The sequence below is a fragment of the Streptomyces hirsutus genome (assembly GCF_001418415.1).
GTDB classification, from domain to species: Bacteria; Actinomycetota; Actinomycetes; order Streptomycetales; family Streptomycetaceae; genus Streptomyces; species Streptomyces hirsutus.
In genome coordinates, this window is record NZ_LIQT01000155.1 from 1 (window position 1) to 13,896 (window position 13,896).

15 protein-coding genes and 2 pseudogenes are annotated in these 13,896 nt (G+C 72.7%); 5 read left to right on the forward strand and 12 right to left on the reverse strand.

Translation table 11 applies throughout. From position 1 onward, the window contains the following. Positions 1-130: 130 nt before the first annotated feature. A pseudogene (locus tag AOK11_RS39685) lies at positions 131-253 on the forward strand (mycothiol transferase); the annotation flags it as partial. A 198-nt stretch (positions 254-451) separates the two neighbouring features. Here AOK11_RS39685 and AOK11_RS12365 read toward each other — a convergent pair. From AOK11_RS12365 to AOK11_RS12380, 4 genes are all read right to left on the reverse strand, one after another. Continuing rightward, a complete protein-coding gene (locus tag AOK11_RS12365) occupies positions 452-1,243 on the reverse strand; it encodes an ABC transporter permease (RefSeq protein WP_055593728.1) in 792 nt (263 codons plus the stop codon). After that, entirely contained in the window at positions 1,240-2,244 is a 1,005-nt protein-coding gene (locus AOK11_RS12370; protein ID WP_206188824.1) for an ATP-binding cassette domain-containing protein, read from the reverse strand. The genes AOK11_RS12365 and AOK11_RS12370 overlap by 4 nt, the downstream gene beginning before the upstream one ends. Positions 2,245-2,321: 77 nt before the next feature. After that, positions 2,322-3,167 (reverse strand): DUF4097 family beta strand repeat-containing protein, encoded by an 846-nt coding sequence (locus AOK11_RS12375; RefSeq protein WP_055593729.1) that lies wholly within the window; start codon positions 3,165-3,167, stop codon positions 2,322-2,324. A 103-nt stretch (positions 3,168-3,270) separates the two neighbouring features. Next, a complete protein-coding gene (locus tag AOK11_RS12380; protein WP_055593730.1) occupies positions 3,271-3,792 on the reverse strand; it encodes a YlcI/YnfO family protein in 522 nt (173 codons plus the stop codon). A 536-nt stretch (positions 3,793-4,328) separates the two neighbouring features. Here AOK11_RS12380 and AOK11_RS12385 point away from each other — a divergent pair. Then, a complete protein-coding gene (locus AOK11_RS12385; protein ID WP_055593741.1) occupies positions 4,329-4,874 on the forward strand; it encodes a DUF4396 domain-containing protein in 546 nt (181 codons plus the stop codon). A 113-nt stretch (positions 4,875-4,987) separates the two neighbouring features. On the opposite strand, the gene AOK11_RS12390 is transcribed toward AOK11_RS12385, so the two are convergent. Next, the gene (locus AOK11_RS12390) at positions 4,988-5,551 is read right to left on the reverse strand and encodes a rhodanese-like domain-containing protein (protein WP_055593731.1); all 564 of its coding nucleotides are present in this window, start codon (positions 5,549-5,551) and stop codon (positions 4,988-4,990) included. Positions 5,552-5,637: 86 nt separating this feature from the next. Between AOK11_RS12390 and AOK11_RS12395 the strand changes: the two genes are divergently transcribed. Then, positions 5,638-5,916: a metal-sensitive transcriptional regulator gene (locus AOK11_RS12395; protein WP_055593732.1), complete on the forward strand. Its 279-nt coding sequence runs from the start codon at positions 5,638-5,640 to the stop codon at positions 5,914-5,916. Between the two features lie 13 nt (positions 5,917-5,929). On the opposite strand, the pseudogene AOK11_RS39690 reads toward AOK11_RS12395, so the two are convergent. The 3 genes and pseudogenes from AOK11_RS39690 to AOK11_RS46175 all read right to left on the reverse strand — a co-directional run. Beyond that, a pseudogene (locus tag AOK11_RS39690) lies at positions 5,930-6,100 on the reverse strand (sulfite exporter TauE/SafE family protein); the annotation flags it as partial. A gap of 173 nt (positions 6,101-6,273) precedes the next feature. Then, entirely contained in the window at positions 6,274-8,604 is a 2,331-nt protein-coding gene (locus tag AOK11_RS12405) for a heavy metal translocating P-type ATPase (RefSeq protein ID WP_107098565.1), read from the reverse strand. A 132-nt stretch (positions 8,605-8,736) separates the two neighbouring features. Then, positions 8,737-8,967: a response regulator gene (locus AOK11_RS46175; protein WP_055593734.1), complete on the reverse strand. Its 231-nt coding sequence runs from the start codon at positions 8,965-8,967 to the stop codon at positions 8,737-8,739. Between the two features lie 250 nt (positions 8,968-9,217). Here AOK11_RS46175 and AOK11_RS12415 point away from each other — a divergent pair, with 250 nt between their 5' ends. Continuing rightward, the gene (locus AOK11_RS12415) at positions 9,218-9,613 is read left to right on the forward strand and encodes a DUF302 domain-containing protein (protein WP_055593735.1); all 396 of its coding nucleotides are present in this window, start codon (positions 9,218-9,220) and stop codon (positions 9,611-9,613) included. A gap of 475 nt (positions 9,614-10,088) precedes the next feature. On the opposite strand, the gene AOK11_RS12420 is transcribed toward AOK11_RS12415, so the two are convergent. Next, positions 10,089-10,664 (reverse strand): rhodanese-like domain-containing protein, encoded by a 576-nt coding sequence (locus tag AOK11_RS12420; RefSeq protein WP_055593736.1) that lies wholly within the window; start codon positions 10,662-10,664, stop codon positions 10,089-10,091. Positions 10,665-10,744: 80 nt separating this feature from the next. Here AOK11_RS12420 and AOK11_RS12425 point away from each other — a divergent pair, with 80 nt between their 5' ends. Continuing rightward, complete coding sequence (locus AOK11_RS12425) at positions 10,745-11,032, forward strand: metal-sensitive transcriptional regulator (protein WP_055593743.1); 288 nt, start codon at positions 10,745-10,747, stop codon at positions 11,030-11,032. A 14-nt stretch (positions 11,033-11,046) separates the two neighbouring features. Here the strand turns inward: AOK11_RS12425 and AOK11_RS12430 are convergent, their stop codons facing one another. The 3 genes from AOK11_RS12430 to AOK11_RS12440 are packed head-to-tail and all read right to left on the reverse strand — an operon-like array spanning position 11,047 to position 13,566. After that, positions 11,047-11,796, reverse strand: coding sequence for a sulfite exporter TauE/SafE family protein (locus tag AOK11_RS12430; RefSeq protein ID WP_055593737.1), 750 nt, complete (start codon positions 11,794-11,796; stop codon positions 11,047-11,049). After that, a complete protein-coding gene (locus tag AOK11_RS12435) occupies positions 11,793-12,158 on the reverse strand; it encodes a rhodanese-like domain-containing protein (RefSeq protein ID WP_055593738.1) in 366 nt (121 codons plus the stop codon). Before AOK11_RS12435 ends, AOK11_RS12430 begins: the two co-directional genes overlap by 4 nt. Positions 12,159-12,198: 40 nt before the next feature. Next, positions 12,199-13,566 carry an MBL fold metallo-hydrolase gene (locus AOK11_RS12440; RefSeq protein ID WP_055593739.1) on the reverse strand — a complete coding sequence of 456 codons (1,368 nt, stop codon included), beginning with the start codon at positions 13,564-13,566 and terminating at the stop codon, positions 12,199-12,201. Positions 13,567-13,896 lie beyond the last annotated feature (330 nt).

A 13,896-nucleotide genomic window follows, 5' to 3' on the forward strand; every position in this document is an offset into this window, starting at 1 on the left:
CGCCTGCTGAGTCCGCACCGCACCGGCTGCTCCCTCAGGAATGACGGCCGAACCGGTTCCGGGGCCAGGGTTCCGGCAGAGTCTCTGGCGGCTCATTCGGCTCAGTCCGCTCAGTCCGCTCGGGAAGGAGGGACCGGCACCGTCCATGCGGTGGGTCCTGGTGCACATGATCGAGGAGACCGGCCGGCACGCCGGCCACGCCGACATCCTCCGTGAGCGGATCGACGGCTCCACCGGCCGCTGGCACCGCTGACACCGTGCGCCGGCGCGTTCCGCCCTCGGCGCCTGCCGTGCCGGTGCCCCGGCCCGGCCGTTCCGTGGAAACACCGGTGCTCACGTCGCTTCCCGGCCCTGCGGGGAACCCGGAGGAGGGGAGGACGTGAGCACTTGGCCTTGAGTGTTTCAGCATGTCTTGCTACGAAATTTCATCCCTGTCGCGAGCGGGGCGGACTCAGCGTGTGGTGCCCCGGTTGAAGAGGGAGCGTGACCAGGCGTACCCGACGAGTGCGACGGCGGCGCACCAGGCGAGCGCGATCCACGCGTCGTTCCCGACGGCGGTGCCGGTGAGCAGACCGCGCAGCGTCTCGATCATCGGCGTGAACGGCTGGTACTCGGCGAACCAGCGCAGCCCCGGCGACATCGAATCGGCCGGCACGAACGCGGAGCCGATGAACGGCAGGAACTGGATGATCAGCGGTTTGTTGCTGGCGGCCTCGACCGTCTTGGAGATCAGGCCGAGCGCGACCGACAGCCAGGTCAGGGCGAAGGCGATGGCCACCAGCAGCCCGGTCGCGGCCAGCCACTCCAGGACGTTCGCGTCCGGCCGGAATCCGATCGCGAGCGCCACCCCGACGACCACCGTCACACCGAACATGGTCTGGATGACGCTGCCGAGCACATGTCCCGTCATGAACGACGAGCGCGTGATGTTCATGGTGCGGAAGCGGTTGATGATGCCCTCGGTCATGTCGGAGCAGACGGCGATCGAGGTGGACATGGACCCGGCCGCCACCCCCATGATCACGATGCCGGGCGTCAGATACTCCAGGTAGACGTCCCTGCTGGCGCCCGCGCCGCCGATGCCGCCGCCGATCGAGTCCCCGAAGGCGTACACGAACAGCAGCAGCATCATCACCGGAAGGGCGGCCGAGCCGAGCGACACGGACGGGTAGCGGATCGCGTGCTTCAGGTTGCGCCGCAACATGGTCGCCGAGTCGTGCACGGCGTAGGCGAGCGAACTCATCGCAGGGTCTCCTTGGTGCGAAGGGGGGCGGCGGCGCCGTCGTCGCCGGTCAGGGCGAGGAACACGTCGTCGAGGTCGGGGGTGTGCACGGACAGGTCGGCGGCCCGCACCCGGGCGTCGTCGAGCCGGTCGAGCAGGGTGCGCAGGGAACCGATGCCGCTGTCGCCGGGGATGCGCAGTGCGAGCGCCTCGGCGTCGCGGGCCGCGCCCGGGAAGACGGCCGCCGCCCGCTCGTACTCGCTTTCGTCCGTGAACCGCAGCCGCACATGGCTGCCCGGGATACGGGACTTGAGTTCGTCGGCGGTGCCCTCGGCGACGATGCGCCCGCCGTCGAGCACGGCGATCCGGTCGGCGAGTTGGTCGGCCTCCTCCAGGTACTGCGTGGTGAGGAAGACCGTGACCCCGCCGGCCACCAGGCCGCGCACCGTCTCCCACATGGTGCGGCGGCTGCGCGGGTCGAGTCCGGTCGTCGGCTCGTCCAGGAAGATCACCTCCGGGTCGCCGACCAGCGTCATGGCGAGGTCGAGGCGGCGCCGCATGCCACCGGAGAACGTCGCCGCCCGCTTGTGCGCGACATCGGCGATCTCGAAGCGCTCCAGCAACTCCTTGGCGCGGCTGCGTCCTTCGCGCTTGCCGAGCCGCAGCAGATCGGCCATCAGGAGCAGGTTCTCCTCGGCGGTGAGCAGATCGTCGAGCGCGGCGAACTGCCCGGTGACACCGATCGCGGCGCGCACCCCGTCGGGCGAGGCCGTGACGTCGTGCCCGGCCACCTGGGCCCGGCCGCCGTCGGCGGGGATCAGCGTGGACAGGATCTGCACGGTGGTGGTCTTCCCCGCCCCGTTCGGACCGAGCAGGGCGAAGACGCTGCCGGCCGGGATGTGCAGGTCGATGCCGTCGAGCACGACCTTGTCCCCGTAGGACTTGCGCAGGCCGATGGTGGAGACGGCGCAGAGGGTGCCGTCCGTGGAGGGAGTAGGCGTGGGCATGACAGAGTTGGGCATGGCCCTCTCCTGAGGTGAAGGTGCGAAGTGGGGCGGGACGATGGGGATTTCGGGGGTGCCGAGGTGTGTGGGGCGGGTCAGGCGGCGGCGCGTCGGACCTCGATGTCGCCGTAACGCGTACGGGCCCGCACCTCCACCTTGTCCTCGGTCTCTCCGGCGCTGTCGGAGGCGGTCAGCAGGTTGCGTACCCGGCCGTGCCCGGAACTCGCGTTCAGCCAGGCGGCCGTACCGGCCCGCACCCCGATCTCGATGTCGCCGGAGGAGGTCTCCAACTCCACCGAACCACTGGCCACTTCATCAACCCGGAGCATCCCGTGCGCGGTGGTGGCGCGCACCCCGGCGCCGGCCCGTTCGATGGTGATGTCGCCGTTGGCGCCGCTGATCCTGGCCTCTTCGGTGACGGTGCCGACGGTGGTCGTGCCGTGCGAGTTCTTCAGTACGGCACTGCCCTCGACGGCACGCATACGGATGCTGCCGAAACCGGTCTGCGCCTCGACGTCGCCCACGGCGTGGTCCACCGTGATGCGCCCGTACGAGGTGTGCAGGTGCAGCGGCCCCGTCTCGGCCAGGTGGATGTCGCCGGACGAGCACTTCACCCGTACTTCGCCGAGCCGTCCCTCGGCGCGGAAGTCGGCCCCGGTCACGTCCGACTCCACCTGGGAACCGGCCGGGAGTTCGACGACGATGTCCACGGACGGCGGCCGGCCGAACAGTGAGCGCTGCTTGGGGGCCTTGATGTGCAGCCGCCCGCCCGCGTACGTCACCTGGGTCTGCCCGGCGAGCCGGACGTCGCCGTCCCGCTCGGGGTCGGTGGGCAGCACCTCCACCACGGTGTCGGTGCGGTCTTCGGCGAGGAACCGCAGGTCTCCCGTGCCGAGTTGAACAGTCACCGAAATAGGTTCCGGGGTCTCGAAAGAAGGCATGGCTGTCCCGTCCTTTGGCTGCTCGCGAAGTTCTCGAAGTCTGTGTCCGTACGGCCGTGCGATCCGGGTCTGTGTCCGTACGGCGGTGCGGTCCGGGCGGGGCCTAGCGCACCCAGCCGGTGTACTGCTGTCCGCCACTCCTGTTCGACGTGGTGGAGCGAGCCCGGACGTCGCCGCTTTCGACGGCCGAGTTCACCGCGCGCACCAGCCACGCGTTGACCGACAGGCCCTCGCGTGCGGCCGCCTCCTCGGCGCGCGCCTTGAGATGGGCCGGAAGGCGCAGGTTGACCCGCGCGGTGGTGCTGTCCTCGTCGGCGGGCACCGGGGCCGGGGCCTTCAGCGGCTCGGGGTGGCCGGCCGGCCTCTCGAAACCGGCGTCGCCCGGCGGCGGTGTCACGACGAAGTCGGGGTCGAGCCCGCGCAGCCGTACGTCGACCGAGCCGGGGGCGAGTTCACGGGTGATCTCGTCCATGGCGGCGGACAGCACGTTCAGCAGTGTCAGCCTGGTCGCCGACTCCAGGGGAGCGGTCAGCCGCTCGGCCAGCTCGCGGGCGTCCTCCCCGCCGGCTTCGGCGGCCACCGCGAGTTCCCGGCGGAGTGTGTCGACATACGGCGTGAGGTCCATGACGCCATAGTGGCACCTAGTTGGCGCCAATGGCAAGCCTGGAGGGCGAGTTGACGCTCAGTGATGGTGTCGCGAACCCCTCGCGGCCTTGATTTCCGCAGGTGGGGGCAGAGGGGTGGGGTGGTGATCAAAGGTGCCGGGATGGCGCCGGAGTGACTGATGTCGGCTTCGGTGGCGCCGCGTGGCGCTTGACTGGCGTTATGTGGCACCGGATGGCGTCAAGTGGCACCACATGGTGTCGCGTGGTGCCATGTGGGGTCATCTCGACTGGCGAGTGGTGTCGCGTCGAGTGTCGCGGATCCTGGTGGGCTCCGGAGTGCGCAACGGGCTCCGGTCGCGCGTGGACCGTCGACTGCTGCCGGGTGGCCCCCTGGTGCCGTACGGGCGCAGGGCCTCGCGGATGGCGGGCGTGGCCTCGCCCGGCCGTCCCGGCGGGCGGAACGCCGCCGCTGAAATACCCTATGGGGGTATGTGGTTGAGGATGTGGAACCCGGGGACGCAAGGGATCACACTGGACGCGAAGGGGGATGAAGGGCATGGACCACGCAGCGCACCACGCCCGCGCCGGACACGAGCACGCCGACCATGTCGAGCACTCCGAGCACTCCGAGCACTCCGACCGTGCCGACCGCGGCGGGCATGCGCCCGGGGCGTCGTGGGCGACGGCGGCGAAGGCGACCCTGCACTGCCTGACCGGCTGTGTCGTCGGCGAGATCCTCGGCATGGCCATCGGTACCGCCCTGTTGTGGGGCAACGTGCCCACCATGGTCCTCGCGATCGTGCTCGCCTTCGTGTTCGGCTACTCGTTCACCCTGTTCGCGATGCGCCGGGCCGGCCTGAACCTCAAGACCGCGATCAAGGCAGCGCTCGCCGCCGACACCGTCTCCATCGCCGTGATGGAACTCGTCGACAACGGCATCATCGCCCTGGTCCCGGGCGCGATGGACGCCCACTTGTCCGAGGGGCTGTTCTGGTCGTCACTGCTGGGCGGCTTCGTCGTCGCCTTCCTGGTCACCACGCCGGTGAACAAATGGATGATCGGCCGCGGCAAGGGGCACGCCGTCGTCCACGCCCCTCACTGACGCCCGCCCCCACCGGGACCGCGCCCGGGCCGCCCCGCATCGGCGAGGGTGTCCCGGGCGCGGTGACGTTCACCGGCCGGTCCGGGCGGAAAGGCCCCGGGTGCGCGGGGGCGTTACCGGCTGAGGGCGTCGAGGGTGGCGTCGAGGCCGGTGGCGCGGGGCTGGTTGTGGGGGAGTTTGGCGAGCAGGGCGGCCATGCCGCAGGTGTCGGTGGCGGCGGAGAAGACCAGGCCGCTCCCGACGGCGGCGGACAGCCAGCGGGCGGGCCGGTAGCGGGTGCCGAGTGCGAGGCCCGCGACGACGAGGGCTCCGGCGGCGAGGCGGACCTGGCGCTCCATGGGCCAGGTGGCCCTGGCGGTGTCGCGGTCGGCGGGGTGGCCCTGCTGGATCCAGGCGGCGGTGCCGCCGGTGAGGGTGGTGGCGGTGATGTCGGCTTCGGCGAGCTGTTCGCAGGCGGAGGCGGAGCGGGCGCCGGAGGCGCACACCAGCAGCAGTTCGCCGCGGGCGGCTGCCGTCTTGAGGGCGGGGAGTGCGGTGCGCAGGTGGTCGAGGGGGACGTTGTGGGCGCCGGGCAGGTGGCCGGCGGCGTACTCGCCGGGGGTGCGCACGTCGATGACGGTGTAGGCGCTCAGGCGCTCGGCGGCCTGGGCGGGGCCGATGGTGGCGGGGCTGTTCATGTGTGCGAGGTTGCCTTTCGTCGCTCCGTCCGGGTGGGTGCCGAACGTACTAGAATACCCTATGGGGTATTTATGGAGGAGGAAGCGTGGAGCTGGAGATGGCGGCCGACGAGCTCAAGAGCGTGCTCAACCGGCTGCGGCGGGCGCAGGGGCAGATCGCGGGAATCATCAGGATGATCGAGGAGGGCCGGGACTGCGAGGACGTGATCACGCAACTCGCGGCGGTGTCCCGGGCGCTGGACCGGGCCGGGTTCGCGATCATCGCGACGGGGTTGCAGCACTGCATGGCCGAGGGCGCACAGGCCGCCGGGGACCGGGACCAGATGCGGGCGCGGCTGGAGAAGCTGTTCCTGTCGCTGGCCTGAGCCGTGGGCCACGTCATCTCACCGCGTCGGCGAGCAGGAAGACGGCCACGACCGGCAGGACCACCGCGAAGACGCGCCGCAGGCGGGGTCCGGAGACCTTCGCGGCCAGGCGGCTGCCGTCCCAGGCGCCCAGGACGGCGGTGGCGATGAAGGGGCCGATCACCGCCCGGTCGAGGGAGACCGCGACGTCGATCGCGAAGCCGCACGAAGCGGGGACCGGCACGACCGGCGGTGGACCCGCGCGGCGCGCCGGCCGGTTCGCGGCGCGGCCCCTCACGGCTTCCGCAACGGACATCCGTACTTCCTGGGAGCCGGAAGCCGGGGCGCGCGTCGCGACGGTCCTTCCCACGACGTCGTTCACGGGGCGAGGGAGAAGTAGTTCTCCTCCTCCTGGGTGAAGTGGAGGCGCAGCACGGTGTTCAGGCCGTAGAGGCACGAGCGCAGGTCGTCGAGCTGCTCGGGAGAGAGGCCCTCGCCCGCGTGAGCCAGTTGCACGTGGGTGGCGACGCGGCGGGAAAGACGTTCGATCTCGGTGTGGGCGCGGCTCATGGTGGCGGTCGCCTCGGGGCCGCCGAGCGTCGGCGCGAGGGCGGGGTAGAGCTCGTGCTCCTCGGCGTACTCGTGCGGAAGCAGCCGTTCGGCCAGTAGCCGGTGGGTCTCCTCGACGGCTGCCAGGGCCTCGGGGCCGGGGCTGTCGGAGAGGCGGTCGGCGGCGGCGCGTACGGATTCGAGGACGTCCTGGAGGTCGTCGTGTTCGGCGGCGAAGCGGTGGATGAGGGCTTCGGTGGTGGGGGTGAGGGCCGGCCGTGCGGCCGGGCCCGTCCGCAGGACGCGCAGGGCGTTGACGATGACGGCGACGTCGATGACCTCCTGGAGCAGAGCGCCGGCGGCGGGCGGGAGGAGGCCGGCGGCGGCCGCGACCATGGCGGCCAGGGACATCAGCATGCCGCCGAGGGCGCTTTGGACGGCGATGCGCCGGGCGCGCTGGGCGATGGTGACGGCGTCGGCGAGACGGTCGACGCGATCGGTGGTCAGGACGATGTCGGCAGCCTCGGAGGAAGCGGTGGAGCCGCGGGCGCCCATGGCGACGCCGATGTCGGCGGCGGCGAGGGCGGGGGCGTCGTTGACTCCGTCGCCGACCATGACGGTGACCGCACGCTCGCGTTCGGCCCGTACGGCGGCGACCTTGTCGGCCGGGCCGAGTTCGGCGCGCACGTCGTCCAGGCCGAGAATGGCGGCGACTTCACGGGCGGGCGCGGCGCGGTCGCCGGTGAGCATCAGCAGTCGTTCGATGCCTGCCGTGCGCAGGTGGCGCAGGGTGCGTGGCGCGTCGTGGCGTATGGGGTCGCGCAGCAGGACGGCGCCGGCCAGGTGTCCGTCGACGGTGAGCCAGGCGACGGCCGCGCCGTCGAGGAGGGCCCGGTTGTCGACCGCCCCGGCCCAGGCCGGCCACGCGTCCGCGGTGTTCGTCCGGCCGATGAAGACCCGATGCCCGTCCACGTCGCCGGTGGCGCCCCGGCCGGGTTCCTCGGTGACGTCGGACGGCACCGACAGAGCCAGTCCGCGTTCCCGTGCGGCGTCGACGATGGCCTGGGCCAGGACGTGCGGCGAGTACTGGTCGAGCGAGGCCGCCAGACGGAGGACCTCGGTGGGGTGGACGTCGGGAGCGGCGGTGACGTCGACGACGCGGGGGCGCCCCCCGGTGAGGGTGCCGGTCTTGTCCAACAGGAGGGTGCGGGCCCGGCCGAGGTTCTCCAGCGCGCCGCCGTCACGGATGACGACGCCGAGGCGGGAGGCGCGGGAGAGCCCGGAGACGATGGCGACCGGGGCGGCCAGCAGCAGCGGGCAGGGAGTGGCGACCACCAGGACGGCGACCGCGCGCACCGCGGAGCCGCTGATCAGCCAGGCCAGTCCCGCCACGGCGAGCGACAGGGGCAGGAACCAGGCGGCATAGCGGTCCGCCAGCCGCACGACGGGCGCGGACTCGGCGCCGGCCTGCCGCGCCAGCCGCACGATCCCGGCGTACGTGCTGTCCTGTTCGGTGGCCGTGGCGCGCAGTTCGAACGCGCCTGAGGCGTTGACCACGCCGCTGCGCACCGTCTCGCCCCGGGCCCGCTCGACCTGGAGGGGCTCACCGGTGAGCACCGATTCGTCGAGCACGGCGACGGCGCCCTCCACACGGCCGTCGACGGGAACCACCTCGCCCGGACCGACGACGAGGAGATCGCCGACGGCGACCTCGGCCAGCGGCACCGTGGCCACTCCGGCGTCGGTGCGGCGGCGTGCGGAACGCGGCGCGCGTTCCAGCAGGGCACGCACATCGTGGGAGGCCCGCCGCTGAGCCGCGGTCTCCAGGGTGCGGCCGGTGGCGAGCATGAGCGCGATCAGGGCGCCCGCCAGGTACTCGTGGACGGCCAGGGTGCCGCCGAGCGCGAGTACGGCGATGAGGTCCACGCCTGCGCGTCCGTGACGCAGCGCGGCGAGCACCCACACCACCGCGGGGACGACGGCGGAGAGGGTGCCCAGGGCCCAGAAGAGGTCGGAGAGGGGTCCGGCACCGGCGAGCCGGGCGATGCCGCCGGCGGTCAGGGCCGCCGCGGTGACGGCCAGGAGGACGGGTTCGAGCCGTGTCGGCACGACCGCCGCGGTCAGGCGGCGCAACCGTGTGGTGAACGTGCGGTGGGTCATGGCGTACCCCGGTCCGTCCGGCGCGGTGATCGTGGGCCGAACCCCCTCCATCCCATCGTGCCACCGGGCAGTGGTGCCAGGGACGTACGGCCCTGCTTCAAGGCCGTACGGGACGACGCGCACGCATGCTGGTCACGACCGGTCCCGGTCGGTGCGGAGGGCCGGGCGGACGCGGCCGGACCCGGTCGAGGCGAGCGCGTCGGCGCCCTCGTCCAGGGCCACCACCCGGTCCGCCTCCTCGCCCCGCGCGGTCACCGCGATGATCGCGACGTCCGACCGGGCCCGCAGCCTCCGGCACACCTCGAGCCTTGCGGGCGTGGTAAGGCGGCGCCCGAAAGAACCCCGGAGCAGGTCCTTCCCCACCGGGCCTCCGTCGCGGTGCCGCCGTCGAGGCCCTCCACAGGGGCCATTCGGGTGGCGGGTCGGGCACACCATCGCGGGGGCGGGGGCCTCCCTGTCGTATGTCCGCCGCAGTTCCTTCGGCCGGGCGTGCGCCAAGTGCCTTCAAAGGCATCGCGATGCCCGGGAAGAACCTCGTGTCACCGGGCCCGTCCGGGTACTCGGCCGGATATCACGGAACCGTCCGGTCGCCCGCACCAGCCGAGGAGCACACGTGTCCTACGACCGCACCGTCCGTCTCGGCACCGACTTCGCCACCGCGGTCACCCAGGTTCGCCAGGCCCTGGCCGACCAGGGCTTCGGCGTCCTGACCGAGATCGACGTCACCGCCACCCTCAAGGCCAAGCTGGGCCATGACATGGAGGACTACCTGATCCTCGGTGCCTGCAACCCGCCCCTCGCCCACCAGGCGCTGGAGGCCGACCGCTCCGTCGGCCTCCTGCTGCCGTGCAACGTCGTCGTCCGCCGCGACGGCGGCACCACCCTCGTCCAGGCCCTCGACCCCGCCACCATGGTCACCCTCACCGGCCTGCCCGCCCTCGAACCCGTCGCCGAGGAGGCCCGGCGCCGCCTGGACGCCGCCCTCGCCGCCCTGCCGGCCACCGCCTGACCCGCCCGCCCCGCCGTCGGCGGCTCCTTTCTCCGTTCTGCGGAGGCAGGCCGGCCCCAGCGGTCGAGTCCTCGCTCCTCCATCCGGAAACGGAGTCCTTTCGGATGTCCTCTTCCCGGCGTTCGCCGAGCCGGGCGGGCGGGGCGCCGCGTGCGCGGCGGGCGAGGCAGTGGTGTGCGGCGGGCGTCGGCGCCCCGGCCACCGCCGTTGTCGTCGGCGCGCCCACCGACGTGGTGCCCAACCCGCTGTTCGGCCGGCCGATCCCCGTGCGGTGGTGGAACCGTCCTGCCCTGGCCCTCACCTCCGTCCTGGCCGGCATCGTGCTGAGCACGGATGTCCGCCGGCCGGACGTGCCCTTGAGGACGAGGCGTCCGAGCCGGACACCGCGGCCGCTCTCCGGGAGCACGCGCGAAGACGCACGGAGGGCGGGACCTGGTCCGCACCGGGTCCCGCCCTCCGTGTGTGTCCTTGTGCGTCAGCGGTTGCGCAGGGCGGCCAGTGTGTCGTCGAGGTCCGCGGCGCGGGGCCGGTTGTAGGGCAGCTTGGCCAGCACGGCGGCCATGCCGCAGGTGTTGGTGACGGCGGAGAAGACCAGGCCGGCGGCGATGCCCGCGGACAGGAGCTGGAAGGCGGGGTGGAACAGCAGGCCGAGGAGCAGTCCGAGGAGGACGACGGTTCCGGCGGTGAGGCGGACCTGCCGCTCCATGCCCCAGGTGGCGCGGGACGTGCCCTTCGGGCGGTGCAGGTCATGGCCCTCGGCGGCCCAGGCGCCGGTTCCGCCGCTGAGGGTGGCGGTGGTGACGCCGTTCTCCGCGAGGATCCGGCAGGCGTTCCCGGAACGGGCGCCGGAGGCGCAGACGACCAGGACGTCGCCGCGTTCGGAGGCGCGGCGGATGTCCGGCAGGGCGTGCTGGATCCGGTCGAGGGGGATGTTGAGCGCGCCCGGGAGGTGGCCGCCCGCGTACTCACCCGGGGTGCGTACGTCGATGACGGTCAGCTCGTGCAGGCGGCTGCGTGCCTCGTCGGTTCCGAGAGCGATGGGCGTAGTCATGGCAGATGTCATCCTTGTGCGTCTACGGTGCCCCGTCCGGGGAGTTTGTTACCCCCGGGGGTATTTCATGAGGAGTGATGATGGATCTTGATCTGGCAGGCGCCGAACTGAAGTCGGTCCTGAACCGGCTGCGCCGGGCACAGGGCCAGATCGCCGGAGTGATCCGGATGATCGAGGAGGGCCGGGACTGCGAGGAGGTGGTCACCCAGCTGGCCGCCGCGTCGCGCGCGTTGGACCGGGCCGGCTTCGCCATCATCGCGACCGGACTGCAGCAGTGCCTGACCGGGACGGAGGACGGCCTCCGCCCCGGAGAGGACCGCGAGGAGATGCGGAGCCGTTTGGAGAAACTGTTCCTGTCCCTGGCCTGATCCCGTGGCGGCCTTCATGCCCGGACGATCACGTCGGCGAGCATGAAGGCCGCCACCGCCAGCAGGACGAACGCGAAGATCCGCTGCAGTGTTCTCCCGGTGAACCTCGCGGCCAGTCGCTTGCCGTCCCAGGCCCCCAGGACCGCGGTGCCGACGAACGGCCCGATCAGTTCCCAGCGCAGGTCCGCGCCGGTCCCCGCCCGGGCCGCCAGCGCGGCCAGCGCGTTCACGACGATGACGAGCAGGCTGGTTCCCACCGCCCGCCGCATCCGCAGGCCGAGCACACTCACCAGGGTGGGAACGGCGAGGAATCCACCGCCCACGCCGAGGAACCCGGTGACGGCACCGAGCCCGGCCCCCGCTCCGGCCGCTCTGACGGGCCGGATCCCCTCCGGCGGCAGGGCTGTGGAGGGCTTCAGCATCCGCAGCGCCGCGAGGGCGGCGATGACGGCGAACGCCGTGGTGAGCGCCGCCTCGGGCAGGTGTCCTGCCGCCGCCCCGGCGAGGAACGCCGGAACGATGCCCGCCGCCGCGAACAGCGCCCCCGTCCTCCAGGCGACGTTTCCGTCGCGGGTGTGGGCCGCGAGGGCGGTGATCGAGGTGGCTATGACGATGATCAGGGCGGCGGTGGTGGCCGCAGCGGGGGTGAAGCCGAGCAGGTAGATCAGGGCGGGGACGGCGAGAATGCTGCCCCCGCCGCCGAGAGCGCCGAGCGCCAGGCCGATGACGGCCCCGGAGACGAGGGCGAGGATCAGTGCACTCACGTTATCGATCCGCTGTTCCCGCGCTCGTCGACGACCGGGTGCCCGGCGGCGGCCCACGCGTTCATGCCGCCCTTCACGTCCACCGCGTCCGCGCCGCGTGCGGCCAGGAGCTCCGCCGCCTGCCGGGAGCGGTGCCCGCTGCGGCACACCACCACCAGCGGCCGGCACCGCGCGGCCTGCGGCAGTGCGGCGCCCGCGACCAGGCCGGTCAGCGAGGCGTGCACCGCGCCGGGCGCATGACCGGCCTCCCACTCGGACTTCTCCCGCACGTCCAGCAGGACGGCCTCGGGCGACTCCCCGGTGGTGAGGGCGCGCGCCTCGTCGACGGACAGGCGCTGCTCCCCCTTACGGAACAGGAACACGGTCCTCTCCTCGGCTTTCTCGTGGTGGATCGGGTCGGGGTCAGGAAGTGGCGACGGTCAAGCCGGCGTCGGCTGCGGCGTCGAAGCCGTCGTCGACGGCGACGACGTCCCGGCCGGCCGCGTCCAGCAGGGAGGCGGCGATCCCGGCGCGCATGCCGCCGGCGCAGTGCACCCAGACCGTGCCGTCGGGCACTTCGCCGAGGCGCTGGTGCAGCTGGTGGATCGGGATGTGCACCGACCCCTCGATCCAGCCGGCCGCGCGCTCGGAGTCACGGCGCACGTCCAGCACGACGATCCGGTCCGCGTCCTGCCCGGCGAGTCCGGCGAGTCCGGCGAAGGTCGAGCGAGGGAACGACGCCGGGCGCTCACCCTCGCGCAGCCACCGGTCCGGTCCTCCGGTCGCGGCGGCGGCCGGGCGGTCGATGCCGACCCGGACCAGCTCCCGCTGCGCGTCGGCGATCTGCTCGGGGGACTCGGCGAGCAGGGTGACGGGCTTGCCCCACGGGATCATCCAGGCCAGGTAGGTCGCGAGCTTGCCGTCCACCTCGAAGTTGAACGAGCCCGCCACATGCCCCTCGGCGAACGCGATCCGGTTGCGCAGGTCCACGACCCACTCGCCGGCCGCGAGCCGCGCGGCGATCTCGTCGGGGGCGGCGACCGCGGGCGGAGTCAGGTCCACCGGCGCACCCCCCGCGGCGTTGGCCGGACCCATGTGCGTGTAGTAGGCGGGCACGTCCTCCAAGCCGGCCAGCAGGTCGGCGACGAAGGTGTCCACGTCCACGCTGAGAGCCGCGTTGGACGCCTTCTCCTTGCCGATCGTCGTGCTGTCGCCGTCCGCCTGTGCCGAGGAGCAGAAGCTGCCGAACCCGTGCGTGGGAAGCACCGCGGTCTCGTCCGGCAGGCCCTCGGCGAGACGGCGGGCCGAGGCGTGCTGGGCGCGGGCCAGCTCCTCGGTCAGCCGCGGCTCGACCAGGTCCGGGCGGCCCACCGTGCCGATCAGCAGGGAGCCGCCGGTGAACGCGGCCACCGGCCGGCCGTCCTCGTTCAGCACGTAGGCGGTGTGGTGCGGTGTGTGCCCGGGGGTCGCGACCGCCGTCAGGGTGAGGTCCGTGTCGACGCGGGCGGTGTCGCCGTCCGCGACCGGGGTCCGGGCGAAGGAGACCCGGGCACCGGCCGGGACCAGATAGGTGGCGCCGGTGATGCGCGCCAGCTCCAGTCCGCCGGTGACGTAGTCGTTGTGGACGTGGGTCTCCACCACGGTGGAGATCCGCACACCGCGTCGGGCGGCCGCCGCCAGAACGGTGTCGATGTCGCGCGGCGGGTCCACCGCGACCGCCGTCCGCTCGCCGCCGGCCAGGTAACTGCGGTTGCCGAGGCCCTCCAGCTCGATGGTGTCAACGAAGAACACGCGGGTACTCCTTTCGCACGAAAATTACCCCCGGGGGTATGCCGTTCACCTTAACAGCATTACCCCCGGGGGTATATTCCGGGGAGTGTCGTTCGTCGCGTCCGGCAGCCGCTCCGCAGGTACGCAAGCGCCCAGGCGCCCAGGCGCCCAGGCGTGCAGGCGCGCCGGTGCCGCGACCGACGGGGGCGGGGTGGGGCGCCGTGCCGCTCGGGTGCACGTGCGGCCGGGGGGTGCTCGAGGAGGCGGCTGCCCGGTCCGGCTCTCTTGGCAGTCCGTCAGGCCGTCCCGCCGCAGTGCGTCGCGCGCCCCGGCGAGGTGTTCGGCTTCGCC

Coding starts and splice junctions, on each gene's coding strand:
- AOK11_RS12420 (WP_055593736.1), bottom strand. CDS start 10,664: ATGACTACGCCCATCGCTCTCGGAACCGACGAGGCACGCAGCCGCCTG.
- AOK11_RS12390 (WP_055593731.1), bottom strand. CDS start 5,551: ATGAACAGCCCCGCCACCATCGGCCCCGCCCAGGCCGCCGAGCGCCTG.
- AOK11_RS12405 (WP_107098565.1), bottom strand. CDS start 8,604: ATGACCCACCGCACGTTCACCACACGGTTGCGCCGCCTGACCGCGGCG.
- AOK11_RS12370 (WP_206188824.1), bottom strand. CDS start 2,244: ATGCCCAACTCTGTCATGCCCACGCCTACTCCCTCCACGGACGGCACC.
- AOK11_RS12380 (WP_055593730.1), bottom strand. CDS start 3,792: ATGGACCTCACGCCGTATGTCGACACACTCCGCCGGGAACTCGCGGTG.
- AOK11_RS12425 (WP_055593743.1), top strand. CDS start 10,745: ATGGATCTTGATCTGGCAGGCGCCGAACTGAAGTCGGTCCTGAACCGG.
- AOK11_RS12385 (WP_055593741.1), top strand. CDS start 4,329: ATGGACCACGCAGCGCACCACGCCCGCGCCGGACACGAGCACGCCGAC.
- AOK11_RS12375 (WP_055593729.1), bottom strand. CDS start 3,167: ATGCCTTCTTTCGAGACCCCGGAACCTATTTCGGTGACTGTTCAACTC.
- AOK11_RS12365 (WP_055593728.1), bottom strand. CDS start 1,243: ATGAGTTCGCTCGCCTACGCCGTGCACGACTCGGCGACCATGTTGCGG.